The 19,163-nt window shown below is 70.7% G+C and carries 18 protein-coding genes; 16 read left to right on the top strand and 2 right to left on the bottom strand.

The window, feature by feature from the left end:
• Positions 1-101 precede the first annotated feature (101 nt).
• The 4 genes from dop (at position 102) to prcA (ending at position 3,788) form a co-directional block, all read left to right on the top strand.
• Positions 102-1,613: a depupylase/deamidase Dop gene (gene dop, locus ABEB03_RS15005; RefSeq protein ID WP_345647765.1), complete on the top strand. Its 1,512-nt coding sequence runs from the start codon at positions 102-104 to the stop codon at positions 1,611-1,613.
• Positions 1,614-1,769: 156 nt separating this feature from the next.
• Positions 1,770-1,988 carry a ubiquitin-like protein Pup gene (locus tag ABEB03_RS15000; RefSeq protein ID WP_028801616.1) on the top strand — a complete coding sequence of 73 codons (219 nt, stop codon included), beginning with the start codon at positions 1,770-1,772 and terminating at the stop codon, positions 1,986-1,988.
• Positions 1,989-2,135: 147 nt separating this feature from the next.
• Positions 2,136-2,981, top strand: coding sequence for a proteasome subunit beta (gene prcB / locus ABEB03_RS14990; protein ID WP_425589236.1), 846 nt, complete (start codon positions 2,136-2,138; stop codon positions 2,979-2,981).
• 57 nt (positions 2,982-3,038) lie between these two features.
• Complete coding sequence (prcA, locus tag ABEB03_RS14985; protein ID WP_028801614.1) at positions 3,039-3,788, top strand: proteasome subunit alpha; 750 nt, start codon at positions 3,039-3,041, stop codon at positions 3,786-3,788.
• A gap of 99 nt (positions 3,789-3,887) precedes the next feature.
• Here the strand turns inward: prcA and ABEB03_RS14980 are convergent, their stop codons facing one another.
• Positions 3,888-4,907, bottom strand: coding sequence for a LacI family DNA-binding transcriptional regulator (locus ABEB03_RS14980; RefSeq protein WP_345647759.1), 1,020 nt, complete (start codon positions 4,905-4,907; stop codon positions 3,888-3,890).
• A gap of 107 nt (positions 4,908-5,014) precedes the next feature.
• Between ABEB03_RS14980 and ABEB03_RS14975 the strand changes: the two genes are divergently transcribed.
• The 12 genes from ABEB03_RS14975 (at position 5,015) to ABEB03_RS14920 (ending at position 17,242) form a co-directional block, all read left to right on the top strand.
• Positions 5,015-6,274, top strand: coding sequence for an MFS transporter (locus ABEB03_RS14975; RefSeq protein ID WP_345647756.1), 1,260 nt, complete (start codon positions 5,015-5,017; stop codon positions 6,272-6,274).
• Positions 6,275-6,283: 9 nt separating this feature from the next.
• On the top strand, positions 6,284-7,645 hold the full coding sequence (pafA, locus tag ABEB03_RS14970) for a Pup--protein ligase (protein WP_062672158.1): 1,362 nt from the start codon (positions 6,284-6,286) through the stop codon (positions 7,643-7,645).
• A 129-nt stretch (positions 7,646-7,774) separates the two neighbouring features.
• The gene (locus ABEB03_RS14965) at positions 7,775-8,776 is read left to right on the top strand and encodes an FKBP-type peptidyl-prolyl cis-trans isomerase (RefSeq protein ID WP_345647753.1); all 1,002 of its coding nucleotides are present in this window, start codon (positions 7,775-7,777) and stop codon (positions 8,774-8,776) included.
• A gap of 69 nt (positions 8,777-8,845) precedes the next feature.
• On the top strand, positions 8,846-9,217 hold the full coding sequence (locus ABEB03_RS14960) for an FKBP-type peptidyl-prolyl cis-trans isomerase (RefSeq protein ID WP_028801609.1): 372 nt from the start codon (positions 8,846-8,848) through the stop codon (positions 9,215-9,217).
• A gap of 124 nt (positions 9,218-9,341) precedes the next feature.
• Positions 9,342-10,295, top strand: coding sequence for a helix-turn-helix transcriptional regulator (locus ABEB03_RS14955; protein WP_345647749.1), 954 nt, complete (start codon positions 9,342-9,344; stop codon positions 10,293-10,295).
• Positions 10,296-10,311: 16 nt separating this feature from the next.
• A complete protein-coding gene (locus tag ABEB03_RS14950) occupies positions 10,312-11,337 on the top strand; it encodes a helix-turn-helix transcriptional regulator (RefSeq protein WP_095933190.1) in 1,026 nt (341 codons plus the stop codon).
• A 92-nt stretch (positions 11,338-11,429) separates the two neighbouring features.
• A complete protein-coding gene (locus ABEB03_RS14945) occupies positions 11,430-11,690 on the top strand; it encodes a hypothetical protein (RefSeq protein ID WP_425589241.1) in 261 nt (86 codons plus the stop codon).
• A gap of 19 nt (positions 11,691-11,709) precedes the next feature.
• On the top strand, positions 11,710-11,904 hold the full coding sequence (locus ABEB03_RS14940) for a hypothetical protein (protein ID WP_345647741.1): 195 nt from the start codon (positions 11,710-11,712) through the stop codon (positions 11,902-11,904).
• A gap of 238 nt (positions 11,905-12,142) precedes the next feature.
• Positions 12,143-12,427, top strand: a complete 285-nt coding sequence (gene tatA, locus ABEB03_RS14935; RefSeq protein ID WP_028801604.1) for a Sec-independent protein translocase subunit TatA — start codon at positions 12,143-12,145, stop codon at positions 12,425-12,427.
• A 47-nt stretch (positions 12,428-12,474) separates the two neighbouring features.
• The gene (gene tatC / locus ABEB03_RS14930; RefSeq protein ID WP_345647736.1) at positions 12,475-13,422 is read left to right on the top strand and encodes a twin-arginine translocase subunit TatC; all 948 of its coding nucleotides are present in this window, start codon (positions 12,475-12,477) and stop codon (positions 13,420-13,422) included.
• A gap of 30 nt (positions 13,423-13,452) precedes the next feature.
• Entirely contained in the window at positions 13,453-14,343 is an 891-nt protein-coding gene (locus ABEB03_RS14925; protein ID WP_345647733.1) for a diacylglycerol kinase, read from the top strand.
• 40 nt (positions 14,344-14,383) lie between these two features.
• Positions 14,384-17,242 (top strand): DEAD/DEAH box helicase, encoded by a 2,859-nt coding sequence (locus ABEB03_RS14920; protein ID WP_345647731.1) that lies wholly within the window; start codon positions 14,384-14,386, stop codon positions 17,240-17,242.
• Between the two features lie 249 nt (positions 17,243-17,491).
• Here the strand turns inward: ABEB03_RS14920 and atzF are convergent, their stop codons facing one another.
• Positions 17,492-19,153 carry an allophanate hydrolase gene (gene atzF / locus ABEB03_RS14915; RefSeq protein WP_345647728.1) on the bottom strand — a complete coding sequence of 554 codons (1,662 nt, stop codon included), beginning with the start codon at positions 19,151-19,153 and terminating at the stop codon, positions 17,492-17,494.
• Between the last annotated feature and the right edge of the window lie 10 nt (positions 19,154-19,163).

Here is a 19,163-nt window from a genome sequence, read left to right as displayed (position 1 = left end):
GAGTCGCGCAGTGCGGGGACGGGCACCGCACACGCACCGGAGCGCCAGCGGTACTTGAGCAGCGCCCCCGACCGAGGGCGCCGCCGGGCAAGGAGGGCCGCATGACCGTACGGCGAGTAATGGGCATCGAGACGGAGTACGGGATCTCCGTCCCCGGCCACCCCAACGCCAATGCCATGCTCACCTCGTCCCAGATCGTCAACGCTTACGCGGCGGCGATGCACCGGGCGCGCCGCGCCCGCTGGGACTTCGAGGAGGAGAATCCGCTGCGGGACGCGCGAGGCTTCGACCTCGCCAGGGAGGCCGCCGACGCCAGCCAGCTCACCGACGAGGACATCGGCCTGGCCAATGTCATCCTCACCAACGGCGCGCGGCTGTACGTGGACCACGCGCACCCCGAGTACAGCGCTCCCGAGGTCACGAACCCGCGCGACGCCGTCCTCTGGGACAAGGCCGGCGAGCGCATCATGGCCGAGGCCGCCGAGCGGGCCGCCCAGCTCCCGGGCGCCCAGCCGATCCACCTCTACAAGAACAACACCGACAACAAGGGCGCCTCCTACGGCACGCACGAGAACTACCTGATGAAGCGGGAGACCCCCTTCTCGGACATCGTGCGCCACCTGACGCCCTTCTTCGTCTCGCGCCAGGTCGTCACCGGAGCGGGCCGCGTCGGCATCGGCCAGGACGGGCACGAGCACGGCTTCCAGCTCAGTCAGCGCGCCGACTACTTCGAGGTCGAGGTGGGTCTGGAGACGACGCTGAAGCGCCCGATCATCAACACCCGCGACGAGCCGCACGCGGACGCGGAGAAGTACCGCCGGCTCCACGTGATCATCGGCGACGCGAACCTCTCCGAGATCTCGACCTACCTCAAGCTGGGCACGACGGCCCTGGTCCTGTCCATGATCGAGGACGGCTTCATCGCCGTGGACCTCGCCGTCGACCAGCCCGTACGCACCCTCCACCAGGTCTCCCACGACCCGACGCTCAAGCGGCTCGTCACGCTCCGCAGCGGCCGGACACTCACCGCTGTCCAGTTGCAGATGGAGTACTTCGAGCTGTCCCGCAAGTACGTGGAGGAACGGTTCGGGGCGGACGCCGACGAGCAGACCAAGGACGTCCTGCTGCGCTGGGAGGACACCCTGAACCGCCTGGAGAACGATCCGATGAGCCTCGCCGGAGAGCTCGACTGGGTCGCCAAGCGGGAGCTCATGGAGGGATACCGGCGCCGTGACGGCCTGGACTGGGACGCCGCGAAGCTCCACCTCCTCGACCTCCAGTACGCGGACGTGCGCGCCGAGAAGGGCCTGTACAACCGCCTGGCGGCCCGTGGACGCATGAAGCGCCTGCTGGACGAGGCCGAGGTCGACCGGGCCCGTACGAAGCCGCCGGAGGACACCCGCGCGTACTTCCGCGGGCGCTGCCTGGAGCAGTACGCGGACGACGTGGCGGCCGCGTCCTGGGACTCGGTGATCTTCGATCTGCCGGGCCGGGACTCGCTCCAGCGCGTCCCAACCCTGGAGCCGCTTCGCGGAACGCGTAATCACGTCAAGGAGCTCCTGGACCGCTGTCGCACGGCCGAGGACCTGGTCAGGGTGCTGTCCGGCGGCTGACCGGCCACCCGTGCGGGGAGGGGCCGGACAGGGTGGAAAACCCGGCGCACGGGAATCATCGAGGTGGCCCCCGTACGTTGTAGCAACTGCGGGGCCGATGTCGGACCCTGCTTGTAGGGTCTGATCAAGAACGTCGAACCGAGCGGGGTGAGGGTTATGGCGACCAAGGACACCGGCGGCGGACAGCAGAAGGCGACGCGCTCCACCGAGGAGGTCGAGGAGCAGGCGCAGGACGCGCAGGCCTCCGACGACCTCAAGGAGCGTCAGGAGAAGCTGTCGGACGACGTCGACTCCGTGCTGGACGAGATCGACGACGTCCTCGAGGAGAACGCCGAGGACTTCGTGCGTTCCTTCGTCCAAAAGGGCGGGGAGTAACGCCAGTTGTCCGTCCCGGGGCCGGTCTGATCCATTAGGTCGGCGCCGGGACGGATGACCGGCGTACGCGCGGGTATGGTCCGTGCACAGATTTGATGATCGGCTCGGCCGTCCACGTCGGGCCGCAGCCTACGTGGAAGGAATCGCGTGGAAGCCAACCCTCGCAGCACCGGGCGTCTGCCGGCTGCCTTCCTGACGCCCGGCTCGTCCTCGTTCATGGACTTCCTGGCCGAGCACCAGCCGGACATGCTCCCTGGCATGCGGCAGCTGCCGCCCACCCAGGGCGTGATCGAGGCCCCGCACGGCACGACCATCGTCGCCGCCACGTTCCCCGGCGGTGTGGTCCTCGCCGGTGACCGGCGCGCGACCATGGGCAATGTCATCGCACAGCGCGACATCGAGAAGGTCTTCCCGGCCGACGAGTACTCGGCGGTGGGCATCGCCGGCACGGCCGGTCTGGCCGTCGAGATGGTGAAGCTGTTCCAGCTGGAGCTGGAGCACTTCGAGAAGGTGGAAGGCGCCCAGCTCTCCCTGGAGGGCAAGGCGAACCGCCTCTCCACGATGATTCGTTCCAACCTCGGCATGGCCATGCAGGGCCTCGCCGTGGTGCCGCTCTTCGCCGGGTTCGACGTGGACCGCGGCAAGGGGCGCATCTTCTCCTACGACGTCACCGGCGGCCGCTCCGAGGAGCACGGGTACGCCGCCACCGGCTCCGGCTCGATCTTCGCGCGCGGTGCCATGAAGAAGCTCTACAGCAAGGACCTGACCGAGGACCAGGCCACGACCCTGGTCGTCCAGGCCCTGTACGACGCGGCAGACGACGACTCGGCGACCGGTGGTCCCGATGTCGCCCGCCGGATCTACCCCATCGTCACCGTGATCACCGAGGACGGCTTCCGCCGGCTCACCGACGAGGAGTCCTCCGAGATCGCCCGCTCGATCCTGGAGCGGCGTCTGGAGCAGCCCGACGGCCCGCGGGCCGCACTGCTCTGAGCCCGGCCTCTTTATCAAGGTGATCCAGTGACTTCGACAGAAAGGGATGGATAACCGGTGTCGACGCCGTTCTACGTCTCACCCCAGCAGGCCATGGCCGACCGGGCGGAATACGCCCGCAAGGGCATCGCCCGCGGCCGCAGCCTGGTCGTACTGCAGTACGCCGACGGCATCGTGTTCGTCGGTGAGAACCCGTCCCGCGCGCTGCACAAGTTCAGCGAGATCTACGACCGGATCGGCTTCGCCGCCGCCGGCAAGTACAACGAGTACGAGAACCTCCGGATCGGCGGCGTCCGCTACGCCGACCTGCGCGGTTACACCTACGACCGTGACGACGTGACCGCCCGCGGTCTCGCCAACGTGTACGCCCAGACCCTGGGCACGATCTTCTCCAGCGCGGCCGAGAAGCCGTACGAGGTGGAGCTCGTCGTCGCCGAGGTGGGCGAGACGCCCGAGGGCGACCAGATCTACCGGCTGCCCCACGACGGATCCATCGTCGACGAGCACGGCTCGGTCGCCGTCGGCGGCAATGCCGAGCAGATCAGCAGCTACCTGGACCAGCGCCACCAGGACGGCATGTCGCTGGCGGAAGCCCTGAAACTGGCCGTGCAGTCGCTGTCCCGCGAACCGAACGGCGGTGAGCGGGAGATCCCCGCGGAGCGCCTGGAGGTCGCGGTGCTGGACCGCACCCGCCCGCAGCAGCGCAAGTTCAAGCGGATCGTCGGGCGTCAGCTCGCCCGCCTGCTGGAGGCGGGCGGCGCCACCACCGCCACGGAGGCCGAGGAGTCGGCCGAGGACGAGGAGTGACCTCGGCTTCTTCCGCAGTGCTCCGCGCGCCCCGGCCGCCCGTTCGGCCGGGGCGCGCCGCTGTGCCGGAGGGGCTCGGGGGTGCCTGTGCGGGGCCGCTCAGGCGACCGGAGCGCCTGGCGGGGCCGTGGAGCCCCGTACGACGAGGGTGACCGGGATGTCGCCTCGAGGGGGAGTCCGGCCCTCCAGGACCGCCAGGAGGGCCTCCATGCCCCGTTCCCCGAAGAGCTCGGCGTCCAGCCGCACGGTCGTCAGCTCGGGGTCGATGGCCCGGGCCAGGGCCAGATCGTCCAGGCCCGTGATGGAGAGGTCGTCGGGGACACGCAGCCCGAGGCGCCGTGCCGCCTTGTAGGCACCGGCCGCCAGCTTGTCGTCGTCGCAGACCAGCGCGGTGGGCCGGGGATCGGTGGCGAGCGCGGACGCCGCGGCGGTCAGGGCGCCCTCGATGGAGATCGGGGCCCGCGTCGTGCGCAGCTCCGTTCCGGGGACCGCGGCGAGCCGCGCGGCCAGCTCGCGTGCGCGTACCTCGAAGGTCCACGAGGCGATGTCGGCCGCGAGGTGCAGGAAACGGCGGTGCCCCAGGGCGAGCAGGTGATCGGCGACCTGCCGTACCCCGTCCGCGATGTCGAGATTGACCGTGGCCGCGCCGAGGCTGCCCGCCGGATCGCTGTCGAGCATCACGAGCGGGAGTTGGTCGCCGCGGATCGCGGTGAGTGCGTCGGCGGCCATGGACGAGGCGATCACACCGTCCAGCGCGGCCGCCGCCGAGCCGAAGGGGTCCCGGGCGGGGCCGATGCCCTCGGGGGAGGGGTACAGGACCACGCCGAAGCCGTGCGCGGCCGCCACCCGGGCCGCACCGGTGTAGACGCCCGCGAAGAACTCCGTGGTGAGCGCCGGGACGACCAGGAGGACGGTGCGGGTGCGGCCCAGGCGCAGATTGCGGGCCGCGAGGTTCGGGCGGTAACCGAGCTCCTGGGCCGCCTCGCGGACGCGTTCCGCCGTCGCCTCGGAGACCCGGCCGCGCCACTTCTCGCCGAGCACCAGGGAGACCGCGGCCTGGGACACTCCGGCGGCCTGGGCCACGTCCCGGCTCGTGGGGCGCGTGCTACCTCGTGCCACCGTCGACCTGCTCCCTCGTCTGGACTCCCGGTCAGCGCACATGGTACGTATGGAAGACGACGTTATACGTAAAACCTCATACGTCACGCACGACGGAAGGGCAGGGCATGGCCGCGGGATACCTGGAGATCCTCAGGGCGAGGCATGCCGCACGGCTCCTCGTCGGCACCCTGGTCGGGCGGCTGCCGAACGCCACCGCCGCCATCGCCGTGGTGCTCTTCGTCCGCGCCGAGGGCGGCACCTACAGCCTGGCCGGCGCGCTGGCCGCCGTGTACGGGGTGGCCAACGCCGTGGGGCAGCCCCTGCTCGGGCGTCTGGTGGACCTGCACGGCCAGCCCCGCGTCCAGCTGCCCGCCGCGCTCGTGTCGGCCCTCGGAATGGGCGTCTTCGCCTTCGCGGGCACGGAGCCGCTGCCGCTCGCCTACGTCTCCATGGCCGTCGCCGGACTGTTCACACCGCCCCTGGAGGGCGGTCTGCGGGCGCTGTGGCCCTCCGTGCTGCGCAGGGAGGAGCAGGTGCACACCGCGTACGCCATGGACGCGGTGGCGCAGGAGGTCATGTTCACCGTCGGACCGTTGCTCGTGACGTTGTGCGTGGCGCTCTGGTCCGCCCAGGCCGCGCTGCTCGTCCTGAACGTCATCGGGGTGCTCGGCGCGCTCTCCGTGGTCGTCTCGCCGCCCTCGCGCGCGTGGCGCTCGGCCCCGCGCGAGGCGCACTGGCTCGGCGCGCTGCGCTCCGCGGGCCTGCTGGCCCTGCTCGCCGCCTTCCTGTGCATCGGGGTGGCCCTCGGCTCCATCACCGTGGCCGCCGTGTCGTACGCCGACGACCACGGCGGGGACGCGGTGTACGGCTGGCTGATGGCCGGCATCGGCCTCGGCGCGCTCGTCGGCGGCACCGTGTACGGCATGCGGCAGTGGGGCGGCGCGCCGGAACGGCGACTGCGCGGGCTCGTGGCCCTTCTGGCGGTGTGTTACCTGCCCCTCACGCTGGTGCCCGGCCCCGTCGCCATGACCGCGCTCACCACCCTCGCCGGCGTCTTCCTCGCGCCCTGCATCGCCTGCGCCTTCGTCCTGGTCGACCGGCACGCGCCGAAGGGGACGGTCACCGAGGCGTTCTCCTGGCTCGTGACCACGTTCACCGTCGGCGCGTCGGTCGGAACGGGTCTGACGGGCCCCGTGGTCGAGCGGGGCGGGGCCGTGTGGGGCTTCGCCGTGCCGAGTGCCGCCGGGGCCGCCGCACTGGTGGTTCTGCTGGCCACGGGGCGGGTCCTCGCAGCTGCCGGACGAGGTGCGGTCGTTGCGGTCTCATCGGAAAATGATCCAAACCGTGCCGTCGAACCCCGTTTCAGCTCGGGGGATCGGGCGTAATGTTCAGTCATGGACCGCCGCATTTTCGGGCTGGAGAACGAGTACGGCGTCACGTGTACGTTCAGGGGACAGCGCCGCCTGTCTCCCGACGAGGTGGCGCGGTACCTCTTCCGCCGTGTCGTGTCATGGGGCCGCAGCAGCAATGTCTTTCTGCGGAACGGTGCCCGCCTCTATCTCGACGTGGGATCACATCCGGAATACGCGACACCCGAATGTGACAACGTGACGGAACTCGTCACCCACGACAAGGCCGGCGAGCGCATTCTCGAAGGACTCCTGGTCGACGCCGAACGACGCCTGCACGAGGAAGGAATCGCGGGCGACGTCTATCTGTTCAAGAACAACACCGACTCGGCGGGCAACTCCTACGGCTGCCACGAGAACTACCTGGTGGCCCGGCACGGGGAGTTCTCCCGGCTCGCGGACATCCTCATCCCGTTCCTGGTCACGAGGCAGCTGCTGTGCGGTGCGGGCAAGGTGCTCCAGACCCCGCGCGGCGCCGTGTACTGCGTCAGCCAGCGGGCCGAGCACATCTGGGAGGGCGTCAGCTCCGCGACGACCCGCTCGCGTCCCATCATCAACACCCGGGACGAGCCGCACGCGGACGCCGAGCGCTACCGCCGCCTGCACGTCATCGTCGGCGACTCGAACATGTCCGAGACGACGATGCTCCTGAAGGTGGGGGCCACGGACCTCGTGCTGCGCATGATCGAGGCGGGCACCGTGATGCGCGACCTCACCCTGGAGAACCCGATCCGGGCGATCCGCGAGGTCAGCCACGACATCACAGGCCGCCGCAAGGTGCGCCTCGCCAGCGGGCGGGAGGCGTCCGCCCTCGAAGTGCAGCGCGAGTACTACGAGAAGGCCGTGGACTTCTGCGAGCGCCGCGGCATCCGCACCGGCACCGTCGAGCAGGTCCTGGAGCTGTGGGGCCGCACGCTGGACGCGATCGAGGCCGAGGACCTCGACCGGATCGGCACCGAGATCGACTGGGTGATGAAGTACAAGCTCATCGAGCGGTACCGGGCCAAGCACAACATGACGATGTCTCACCCGAGGGTCGCGCAGATAGACCTCGCCTACCACGACATCCACCGTCGCCGAGGCCTGTACTACCTGCTGGAGAAGAAGGGACAAGCCACCCGGATCTGCAACGATTTGAAGATCTTCGAGGGCAAGTCCGTACCGCCGCAGACCACTCGGGCGCGACTGCGCGGCGACTTCATCCGGCGCGCCCAGGAACAGCGCCGCGATTTCACGGTCGACTGGGTCCACCTGAAGCTGAACGACCAGGCGCAGCGCACCGTGTTGTGCAAGGACCCCTTCCGCTCCGTCGACGACCGGGTGGAGAAGCTGATCGCGGGAATGTGAGCCGCATGTTCCGAAAGTGATTCCGGAACGCAACGCGGGGCGCCGTACGTTTTCCGTACGGCGCCCTTCTCACGTCGTAGAGTTGCGCGCACGCCATCAACCAAGATCGACCGATACGAGGCCCCCACCGTGCGCCGACGCTCACTCCTTCTTGCCGTACCCGCTGGATTGGTCACACTCGCCGGATGCGGTGACGACGGCAAGTCAGACACGGCGAAGTCCAGTGCCAGCCCCTCGCCTTCGGGCTCCCCCTCGGCGGCGCCGCCGCCGAAGATCGTCGACGGTCCGCTGCCCGGCATCACCGCCGGTACGAAGTTCGACGAGAAGCCGACCGTCGCCAAGGGCACCGGCGAGCCGTCGGAGAACCTCGCGGTGCGCACGGTCATCGCGGGCAACGGCCAGACCGTCGCCGAGAACGACTACATCCAGGCCAATTACCTCGGCCAGATCTGGGACACGGCGAAGGTCTTCGACAACTCCTACGACCGCAAGACGCCGCTGGTCATCCAGCTCGCGCAGGGCGGCATCATCGACGGCTGGCGGTACGGCCTGGTCGGCAAGAAGGCGGGCAGCCGCGTCGAGATGGCCGTCCCGCCGACCTGGGGGTACGGCAAGCAGGGCAACACCCAGGCGGGCATCAAGGGCACCGACACGCTGGTGTTCGTGGTCGACATCCAGCAGACCTTCAACGCGAAGAGCTCCGCCAAGGGCAAGGACGTCCCCCAGACGGACGCGAACCTGCCGAAGGTCGGTACCAACACCGACGGCAAGGCGCCCTCCATCGAGGTGCCCAAGGCCGCCGCGCCCACCAAGCTCGTGGCGAACTACGTCATCGAGGGCGACGGCGAGGAGGTCCAGGCCGACAGCAGCGTGCTGGTGCAGTACAAGGGCGTGCTCTGGGACGGCGGCAAGGAGTTCGACTCGACCTACGGCAGGGGTCAGCTGACGTCGTTCTCCCTCCAGCAGGTCGTCAAGGGCTGGGCCCAGGGTCTGACGGGCAAGAAGGTCGGCAGCCGCGTCCTCATCGTCGTCCCGCCGAGCCTGGGCTACGGCGACAACCCGCCGAGCGGCAGTGGCATCAAGAAGGACTCCACCCTGGTCTTCTCCGTCGACATCCTGGCGAAGATGTAACCCTCCCAGGGATGTGAGACTGTCGGTGTTGCCGTAAGGCAACCAAGCGAACAAGCAGGAGCCAAAGACGTGAGCATCGAGAAGCCCGAGATCGACTTCCCGGGCGGCGAGCCCCCGGCGGACCTCGAGATCAAGGACATCTGGGAGGGTGACGGAGAGGTGGCCCAGGCGGGCCAGAACGTCACCGTCCACTACGTGGGTGTCGCCTTCAGCACCGGCGAGGAGTTCGACGCCAGCTGGAACCGCGGGACGCCGTTCCGCTTCCCGCTCGGCGGCGGCCGCGTCATCAAGGGCTGGGACCAGGGCGTGCAGGGCATGAAGGTCGGCGGCCGTCGCCAGCTGACCATTCCGGCCCACCTCGCCTACGGCAACCAGAGCCCGACGCCGGCGATCAAGCCCGGCGAGACGCTGATCTTCGTCGTGGACCTGGTCGCGGTCTGATCGTCCTGCGACCGGAAGCGATCACCTGGGGCCCATGCCTGTACAGGCATGGGCCCTCGGCTTTTGCCACGACACCCCGGGGCGGTACGGTCGACGATCGGAAGCACCATAGGGAAGGGCGTCGATGGCCATTGCCAAGGCCGAGCGGCTGATGAACCTGGCGCTGTGTCTGCTCGGGACACGCCGGCCGCTGAGCAAGCGCGAGCTGCGCGAGTCCATCGAGGCCTACCTCGAAGCGAGCTCGGACGACTCCTTCAACAGGATGTTCGAGCGCGACAAGGACGATCTGCGCGAACTCGGCCTGGTCATCGAGACGGTGGAGAACCTCGACGGCGAGGTCGGCTACCTCGCCCGCCGGGACAGCAACCGGCTGCCGCCCATCACGCTCGACGCCGAGGAGGCCGCGGCCCTCGGCCTGGCCGCCAAGGTCTGGCAGCAGGCCCGGCTGGCCGGTGCGGCGAGCGGGGCCCTGCAGAAGCTGCGCGCCGCCGGACTGCCCGAGGACGTGGACCCCTACGAGGCCCATGGCGCCCTGGAACCGCACATCCCCGTCCACGAGGCGGCCTTCGAGCCGCTGATGCTCGCGTGCCGCGACCGCCGCCCGGTCGTCTTCGACTACCGCAAGGCCACCGCCGCGCACCCGGAGTCCCGGCAGGTCGAGCCGTGGGCCCTCGAATGCTGGCGCGGCCACTGGTACCTGGCCGGCTGGGACCGCGACCGCGGCGCCGAGCGCGTCTTCCGGCTCTCCCGGATCACCGGCCGGGTCCGCACCCGCGCCGGACGCTTCACGGCCGAGGTGCCCGACGTCGTCACCGTGCGTGAGACCGTCGCGGGCTGGGCGGGGGAGATCGCCGACCGATCCGCGCTGATCCGGCTGCGGACCGGCGCCGGCTACCCGCTGCGCGCCAAGGCGGTCTCCGTACGGGAACTGGGCGACGGCTGGGACGAGTTGGAGATTCCGTACGGGCACGGCCTGGACGCCTGGCTCGTCGAGTTCGGGCCCGACGTGGTGGTCCTGGAGCCCGCGGAGCTGCGGGCCGACGTCGTGGACCGGCTGCGCGCCGTGGCCAAGGGCTGAGGGGGAACGTAAGAAAGTGGCAGGAAAACCGGCCAGGCCCGCGAACGCGATCGACCAGACCCGGCGGATGCTCTCCCTGGTGACCTACCTGCGCGAGCGCCCCGGCGCGCGCGTCGGCGACGTCGCGCGCGCCTTCGGGATCACCGAGGACGAGCTGATCTCCGACCTCGACGTGCTGCCCCTGTGCGGGACCAGCTTCCGCGGCGGCGACCTGCTGGACATCGACACCGACGGCGACCGTATCTGGTGGCACAACCCGGACGACGTGGCGGAGCCGCTGCGCATCGCCGCCGACGAGGCGACCGCGCTGCTCGTGGCGGCCCGCGCGGTGGCCACGCTGCCCGGCCTGCGCGAGGGCGACCGGCAGGCGCTGCTGCGCGCCACCGCCAAGGTGGAGGCCGCCTCCGGCGAGGCGGCGGGCGCGAGCTCCCGTCTGTCGGTGACCTTCGAGTCCGAGGGCGGGGTCTTCGCGGACGTCGACCGGGCGATCTCCGAGCGGCGCCGGCTGTGGATCCGCTACTACTCGCCGTCACGTGACGAGCTCTCCGAGCGCGAGATCGACCCGATCCGGCTGGTCAGCGTCGGTCACACCTACGTGGAGGCCTGGTGCCGCCGCTCCGAGGCGCGTCGCACCTTCCGGCTCGACCGGGTCGCCGAGATCCGCATCCTGGACGAGCCGTCGGCGCCGCCCGAGATCGAGCTCAGGGACCTCTCCGAGGGGCTCGTGCAGCCGGCCGCGGAGGACCCCGAGGTGGTCGTCGAGGTCGGTCCGGGCGGGCGCTGGGTCGCCGAGTACTACCCGCACGACAGTGCGGATGAGCTTCCGGACGGCGGGCTGCGTATCACCCTGCGGACCCCCGATCCGGCGTCGCTGCGGCGGCTGGCACTGCGTCTGGGCCGTGACGGCCGGATCGTGTCGCCGCAGGGCCTCGCGGACAGCGCCCGTCAGGCGGCCCGCGACGCGCTCGCGGCCTACGACGGGCTCGACGCGCCGCGAGGGGTTCAGGACGGGCCGTACGACAGGCAGGAGCAGGAGCTTTGAGCACGTCGTCGAAGTCTGGCGGGCAGGAGAAGGCGACCATGGCGCAGCGGACCGGCGCGCCGGTCCGCGCCGGCGTGGTCGGCGCGCCCGAGATGTCGGCCGTGACGGCCTTCGCGGGGATGCGAAGGGTGGTCGAGGTGATGTTCAAGGCCGCCTGTCCCGACTGCCGGGCGGGCTTCGAGCTCGGGGCCGGCGCCCTGCGCCTGGCCATCGGCGCGAGCAGCCGTACCACCTTCTACTCCTTCACCTGCCCCGAGTGCGGCTCGGCCGTCCGCAAGCCGGCGGGGGAGCGCATCGTCGAGCTGCTCACCGGGGGCGGGGTGCGCACCCTGCGTCTGCACTCCACCGTCTAGAACCTCTAGGGTCGACGTCATGTTCTGGCCGATGTTTGCGATCGCTGCGGGTTTCCTGGGAATCGCCGTGCTCGGTGTCCTCGCCGTCCGTGTCTTCGTGGAGGCGGAGCGTCTGGGCCGCCAGGTTTCCGAGTCCGCGCGCCGGATCGGCGGGGCTGCCGAGGAACTGGAGACGGCCGCCGCACGCGCCGCGAGCTCGGTCGACGCACTGTAAGACGTGGGTGTGATGCGTTTCGAGGGGCTTTCGCCCTGTCACCTTTCGGGCAACGACAGGTACGCTGCTGGTCGTGGCCCGAAGAACGAGGCGCGGGTCGCGAACTGGGAGTACGCACAGGGATTGCCGCGCGTTCACCCCTGAGCGTTACGATCGCTGTCAGCACGACGATCGGACACATGTCCGGCCGATCGGACAGCACCCCGACCATGCAGCCTCGGTGAGAAGGTAAAGACTTATGTTCGGAAGGCTCGGAGCTCCCGAGATCATTCTCATCCTCGTCGTCATCATCCTGCTGTTCGGCGCGAAGAAGCTTCCGGACATGGCGCGCTCCCTCGGCAAGTCCGCCCGGATCCTCAAGAGCGAGGCCAAGGCGATGAAGGACGAGGGCAGCAACCCTGCTCCGGCGGGCCCGCCGAACACCGACGAGCAGCCCCCGGCTCAGCGCACGATCCAGGCCGCGCCCGGCGACGTGACCAGCTCCCGTCCGGTCAGCGAGCCCACGGACACGACCAAGCGCTGACGCAGGGCCGGTGACGTCCGGCCCGCTGCACGAGATGGGAACGTGGGTTGCTCAAGTCTGCCCGCAACACGGAGAAGGATCCCGAGGGGCGGATGCCCCTCGCGGAGCACCTTCGTGAGCTGAGGAACCGGCTCGCGAAGGCGATGCTGGCCATCGTCCTGGTCACGGTCGTCGCCGCCTTCTACTACAACGACATCATCAACTTCTTCACCAAGCCGGTCCTGGACTCGGTCGGGTGTCCGAAGACCTTCGCCGAGCTGGCGAAGATGCCCAAGGGCGACCAGTGCGCGCAGATCACCATCAACGGTCTGCTGGCCCCGTTCACCCTGGCGCTGAAGGTCTCCCTGATGGCGGGTGTCGTGCTCGCCTCGCCGGTCTGGCTCTACCAGCTCTGGGCGTTCGTCGCGCCGGGCCTGCACAGGAACGAGAGGAAGTACGCGTACGCCTTCGTCGGGACCGGCGTCCCGCTGTTCTTCGGCGGCGCCTTCTTCGCGTACAAGGTGCTGCCCACCACGGCGAAGGTGCTGATCGACTTCACACCGAACGGCGTCAGCAACCTGCTGCCGCTCGACGACCTGCTCGACCTCGTGACGCGCATGGTGGTCGTCTTCGGCCTGTCCTTCGAGCTGCCCCTGCTGCTGGTCATGCTCAACCTCACGGGCGTCCTCACCGGCAAGCGGATGCTCGGCTGGTGGCGCGGCATGATCATGGGCATCACCGTCTTCGCGGCGCTCGCCACCCCCAGCACCGACCCGCTGACGATGCTGGCGCTCGCCGGGCCGATCTGGATCCTGTACTTCGGCGCGGTCGTCTTCTCGCTCCTCAACGACCGGCGCAAGAAGCGCCGCGACGCCGAGGGACCGGGCGACGACGAGGCCTCCGACCTCGACCTGACGCCCGAGGACATCGGCGCGGTCGAATCCGTGTCGGCCAGCCGGGCCCTGCCCGAGCAGGCGGGTACGGACCGGGTGAACGGTTATGACGACGTGACCTGACGAAGCCCGTCGACCTCGTAGGGTCACCCTGTGGCCAGCGAGATCACCCTCTTCGTCAATCCCACCGCGGGACGCGGCCGGGGCGCCCGAGCGGCGCAGCCGGCCGCTTCGGCTCTCCGGGCGGCGGGATTCAACGTCCGTACGGTCCTCGGCGAGAATCCGAGCGACGCCCTCGCGCAGGCGCGTGCCGCCGTCGAGAGCGGCACCGACGCGCTCATAGCGGTCGGTGGCGACGGCATGGTGAGCCTCGCCCTCCAGGCGGTCGCCGGAACCCGCACCCCGCTCGGCCTGATCGCCGTCGGCACCGGCAACGACTTCGCGCGCGCCCTGGACCTGCCCGTCCAGGACCCCGCCGCGGCGGGCCGGCGGATCGCCGATTCCCTGAAGGCGTCCCGGCTGCGCGACATCGACCTGGGCCGGGTCGACGGCACCTGGTTCGGCACCGTCCTCGCCTCGGGCTTCGACTCCCGCGTCAACGACCGCGGCAACCGCATGCGCCTGCCCGCCGGCCGCTTCAAGTACGACCTCGCGATCCTCGCCGAGCTCGCCGCCTTCAAGCCCTTCCCGTTCCGGATCACGCTCGACGACGGCGAGGCCCGGGAGATCGAGGCGACGCTCGTGGCGGTCGGCAACGGATCGTCGTACGGCGGCGGCATGAGGATCTGTGCGGACGCGGACCTGGAGGACGGGCTGTTCGACGTCACCGTCGTCGGCGACTGCAGCCGGACGACGCTGCTCAAGGTGTTCCCGAAGGTCTACAAGGGCACGCACCTCGATCATCCGGTGGTGAGCGTGCACCGGGCCGCGAAGGTCGAACTGCTCGCCGAGGGCATCACCGGGTACGCGGACGGGGAGCCGCTCGGGCCGCTGCCGCTGACCGCGGAGTGCATACCGGCGGCGGTGCGGGTGGTGCTCGCCTGAGCTGCGGGGACCCCGTGTCTCACAGCATCTGATCCGGATATTGATCGTCGTGTTGTCAGTGCCGCCCGGTAGTCTCGAAAGCACGATGACAGAGGACCTCTCACCGGCCGAGCGGTACGCGGCAGCACGCAGGCGCGCTGCCGAGCAGGCCACCGCGCTCGCCACCTTCCGCGAGATGTACGACTTCGGCCTCGACCCCTTCCAGATCGAGGCCTGTCAGGCACTCGAAGCGGGCAAGGGTGTGCTCGTGGCCGCGCCCACCGGCTCAGGCAAGACGATCGTCGGCGAGTTCGCCGTCCATCTCGCCCTCCAGCAGGGCAAGAAGTGCTTCTACACGACGCCGATCAAGGCGCTCTCCAACCAGAAGTACGCCGACCTGTGCCGCCGTTACGGCACGGACAAGGTCGGCCTGCTCACCGGGGACAACAGCGTCAATTCCGGGGCGCCGGTGGTCGTCATGACCACCGAGGTGCTGCGCAACATGCTGTACGCGGGCTCGCAGACCCTCCTCGGACTCGGCTATGTCGTCATGGACGAGGTGCACTACCTCTCCGACCGCTTCCGCGGCGCCGTCTGGGAGGAAGTGATCATCCACCTCCCGGAGTCCGTGACGCTGGTGTCGCTCTCCGCGACCGTGTCGAACGCGGAGGAGTTCGGCGACTGGCTGGACACCGTCCGTGGCGACACCCAGGTGATCGTCTCCGAGCACCGCCCCGTGCCCCTCTTCCAGCACGTGCTGGCCGGGCGCCGGATGTACGACCTCTTCGAGGAGGGCGAGGGCCAGAAGAAGGCCGTCAACCCCGACCTCACGCGGATGGCGCGCATGGAGGCCAGCCGGCCGTCGTACCAGGACCGCAGGCGGGGCCGGGCGATGCGCGAGGCCGACCGTGAGCGGGAGCGCAGACAGCGCTCCCGCATGTGGACGCCGGGCCGCCCCGAGGTCATCGAGCGGCTCGACTCCGAGGGCCTGCTGCCCGCCATCACCTTCATCTTCAGCCGCGCGGCCTGCGAGGCCGCCGTCCAGCAGTGCCTGTACGCAGGCCTGCGGCTGAACGACGACGAGGCACGCGCCAAGGTCCGCGCCATCGTGGAGGAGCGCACCTCCTCCATCCCGCGGGAAGACCTGCACGTCCTCGGCTACTACGAATGGCTGGAGGGCCTGGAGCGCGGCATCGCGGCCCACCACGCGGGCATGCTGCCCACGTTCAAGGAGGTCGTCGAGGAACTCTTCGTACAGGGCCTGGTCAAGGCCGTCTTCGCGACGGAGACCCTCGCACTCGGCATCAACATGCCCGCCCGCTCGGTGGTGTTGGAGAAACTCGTCAAGTGGAACGGCGAGCAGCACGCCGACATCACCCCCGGCGAGTACACCCAGCTCACCGGCCGCGCCGGGCGCCGCGGCATCGATGTCGAGGGCCACGCGGTCGTGCTGTGGCAGCGCGGCTTCAGCCCCGAGCACCTGGCGGGCCTCGCCGGCACCCGCACCTATCCGCTGCGCTCCAGCTTCAAGCCGTCGTACAACATGGCGGTGAACCTGGTCGAGCAGTTCGGGCGGCATCGCTCGCGGGAGCTCCTGGAGACGTCCTTCGCGCAGTTCCAGGCCGACAAGTCGGTCGTCGGGATCTCCCGGCAGGTCCAGCGCAACGAGGAGGGACTCGAGGGCTACAAGGAGTCCATGACCTGCCACCTCGGGGACTTCGACTCGTACATGCGGCTGCGGCGCGAGCTCAAGGACCGTGAGACCGACCTGGCCCGGCAGGGCGCGGTGCAGCGTCGGGCCGAGGCGGCGGTCGCGCTGGAGAAGCTCAAGCCCGGAGACGTGATCCACGTGCCCACCGGGAAGTACGCGGGCCTGGCGCTGGTCCTGGACCCCGGCCTGCCCGCGGGCCGGTCGAACGGCCACCGCGGCTTCGAGCAGCACGACGGCCCGCGCCCCCTGGTCCTCACGTCCGAACGCCAGGTCAAGCGTCTGGCCGCCATGGACTTCCCGGTGCCCGTCGAGGCGCTGGAGCGGATGCGCATCCCGAAGTCCTTCAACCCGCGTTCGCCGCAGTCCCGTCGTGACCTCGCGTCGGCCTTGCGCACGAAGGCGGCGCACATCGTCCCCGACCGGCACCGCAAGAAGCGTTCGCAGGCGGCCGACGACCGCGAGATCTCCCGGCTGCGCACGGAGATCCGCGCCCACCCCTGCCACGGGTGCAACGACCGTGAGGACCACGCGCGTTGGGCCGAGCGCTATCACCGGCTGCTGCGCGACACCTCGCAGCTGGAGCGCCGCATCGAGGGCCGGACGAACACCATCGCCCGCACCTTCGACCGGATCGTGGCCCTGCTCACCGAGCTGGACTATCTGCGTGGCGACGACGTGACCGAACACGGCAAGCGGCTGGCCCGGCTCTACGGCGAACTGGACCTGCTCGCCAGCGAATGCCTGCGCGCCGGGGTCTGGGAGGGACTCGGCCCCGCCGAACTCGCCGCCTGCGTCTCGGCGTTGGTGTACGAGTCCCGGGTCGCCGACGACGCGATGGCGCCCAAGGTGCCGTCCGGCAAGGCGAAGGCCGCGCTCGGCGAGATGGTGCGCATCTGGGGCCGGCTCGACGCCTTGGAGGAGGAGTTCCGGATCACCCAGACGGAGGGCGTGGGCCAGCGCGAGCCGGACCTGGGCTTCGCCTGGGCCGCGTACGAGTGGGCCTCCGGCAAGGGGCTCGACGAGGTGCTGCGCGAGGCGGAGATGCCCGCGGGCGACTTCGTGCGGTGGTGCAAGCAGGTCATCGACGTCCTGGGTCAGATCGCCGCCGCGGCGCCCTCCGGGGTGGAGGGTTCGACGGTCGCGAAGAACGCGCGCAAGGCGGTCGACGCCCTGCTGCGCGGGGTCGTGGCCTACTCCTCGGTGGGCTGAGACCGGGCCGGGCGCCCCGGCGGGTGCGTCCGGCAGGACCGGGTGACAGGCGGCCGCCGGGACACGTCGACCGCCGCCCGCCCTGACGTTCCGCGGGGTGCGCCGCCTTCCGAGCGGCGGCGGCGCACTTCCCCGGGCGTCGGCTCAGGCTCGAGGCAGGGCTGCCCCGGACGGGAGGCGGCGCGACGCGTCCTCGGGTGCAGGCTCCCGGGTGACCGGTGCCGGGCCGGCCCGGGGCCGCCCAGGGGATCAGTCCTCGGCGCGCAGGTGGGCGCGCCAGCCGCCCAGGTCCGTGATGTCCTGGGCGCCTTCGAGCGCGGCCGGTTCGCAGAGAAAGCCCGGCACGTCGCTGCCGTCGGCCAGCTCCACCCGGCCGAGCGCCATCGGCCGGGGCAGCGCGTCGAGCAGCCGGCCGAGCCCCTCCGCGGGCAGCCGCCACACCTCGGTCTCGACGGCCCCGCCCTCCTCGGGGCCGACATGGACCAGCCCCGGCTTGGGCGGGGTCGTGGACAGCGCGTACAGGCGGTACACGGGTGCCGTGGTCGTCGTCCGCTCCAGTTCGGCGCCCAGGGACAGCAGCTGCGGGTTCAGCGGCTGACCGGACAGATGCGCGCCGACCACGGCGATCCTCAGCGGCGGCTGGAGCAAGCGGGCGATGTGCGCGAGGCGCTCGTCGGTGAACGCGCGGCCGATCAGCATCACACCGAACGGCGCACCGGAGGGAGTGGGACCGGCCGGTACGGCGACGGCCGCCAGATCGAAGAGGTTCGTCGAGTTGGTGAAGCGGCCCAGTCGGGCGTTGGCGCCGAGCGGGTCGGCGGCGACCTCGGCGAGGGTGGGGTGGCCGGGCGCGGTCGGCAGCAGCAGGGCGTCCGCGTCGCCGAGCTCGGCGAGCGCCCGGGCGCGCAGCCCGTCCAGTCGCTCCTGGTCCGCGAACACCTGGTGGGCCGGGATGTCCCGGGAGCGGGTGATGATCCCGGCGACGGTCGGGTCGAGCCCCGCGCCGCCCTCGCTCAGCAACTTGTCGACAAAGCTCCCGACGGCGGCGTAGCGCTCGGCGACGAACGCACCGCCGTAGAGCATCTCGGCGGCTTCCGTGAACACGGTGAGATCGAGCGTGGACACCTCCGCGCCCGCCGCGACGAGCCGCTCGACGGCCGTCTCGTACGCCTGTGCCCACCCCTCGTCGAGGTCGCCCAGCTGCGCGGTCGGCGGCACGGCGACCCGCCACGGGCCGGGGAGCCGCTGGGGGAGTGCCGGCAGGTCGCGGCCCGGCGGGGACGCCATCTGGGCGAGCACCCGCTCGGCCTCCGGCAGGGTGCGGGCGAACACGGTCACGCAGTCCAGCGAGGCACACGCCGGGACGACCCCGGCCGTGGGGACCAGACCCCGGGTCGGCTTGAGTCCGACGATGCCGTTGAACGCGGCGGGGACACGACCCGAGCCCGCGGTGTCCGTGCCGAGGGCGAAGTCGACGATGCCCAGGGCCACCGCGACGGCCGAACCCGAACTCGAGCCGCCGCTGACACGGTCCGGGTCCAGCGCACCCCGGACGGCACCGTAGGGAGAGCGGGTGCCGACCAGGCCGGTGGCGAACTGGTCCAGGTTCGTGGTGCCGAGCACGATCGCGCCGACGGCGCGCAGCCGGGCGACGACCGGGGCGTCCACCTCCGGGGTGTACGCGTAGGCCGGGCAGCCCGCGGTGGTCGGCAGGCCCCCGACGTCGATGTTCCCCTTGACCGCGAACAGGCGGCCCGCGAGCGGCAGCCGCTCGCCCGCGGCCACACGTTCGTCGATCCCTCGGGCCTCCTCCTCGGCCTCCGAGCGGGGGCGGAGGTCGATCCAGATCTCCGGGCGGTCCGTCGCCTCGATGCGGGCGTATGCCATGCGGACCCTGGTCACGGCGGACATCGGTGCTCCT

Source organism: Streptomyces siamensis, assembly GCF_039543605.1.
GTDB lineage: Bacteria > Actinomycetota > Actinomycetes > Streptomycetales > Streptomycetaceae > Streptomyces > Streptomyces siamensis.
Note: the sequence above shows the minus strand (reverse complement) of the source record. Positions and strands in the feature narration are given on the sequence as shown.

Bases quoted from the DNA above. Each gene is read 5' to 3' on its own strand.
- atzF (WP_345647728.1), bottom strand. From the start codon at position 19,153: ATGTCCGCCGTGACCAGGGTCCGCATGGCATACGCCCGCATCGAGGCG.
- tatA (WP_028801604.1), top strand. From the start codon at position 12,143: ATGTTCGGAAGGCTCGGAGCTCCCGAGATCATTCTCATCCTCGTCGTC.
- ABEB03_RS14945 (WP_425589241.1), top strand. From the start codon at position 11,430: ATGTCGGCCGTGACGGCCTTCGCGGGGATGCGAAGGGTGGTCGAGGTG.
- ABEB03_RS14955 (WP_345647749.1), top strand. From the start codon at position 9,342: ATGGCCATTGCCAAGGCCGAGCGGCTGATGAACCTGGCGCTGTGTCTG.
- ABEB03_RS14975 (WP_345647756.1), top strand. From the start codon at position 5,015: ATGGCCGCGGGATACCTGGAGATCCTCAGGGCGAGGCATGCCGCACGG.
- dop (WP_345647765.1), top strand. From the start codon at position 102: ATGACCGTACGGCGAGTAATGGGCATCGAGACGGAGTACGGGATCTCC.
- ABEB03_RS15000 (WP_028801616.1), top strand. From the start codon at position 1,770: ATGGCGACCAAGGACACCGGCGGCGGACAGCAGAAGGCGACGCGCTCC.
- pafA (WP_062672158.1), top strand. From the start codon at position 6,284: ATGGACCGCCGCATTTTCGGGCTGGAGAACGAGTACGGCGTCACGTGT.
- ABEB03_RS14940 (WP_345647741.1), top strand. From the start codon at position 11,710: ATGTTCTGGCCGATGTTTGCGATCGCTGCGGGTTTCCTGGGAATCGCC.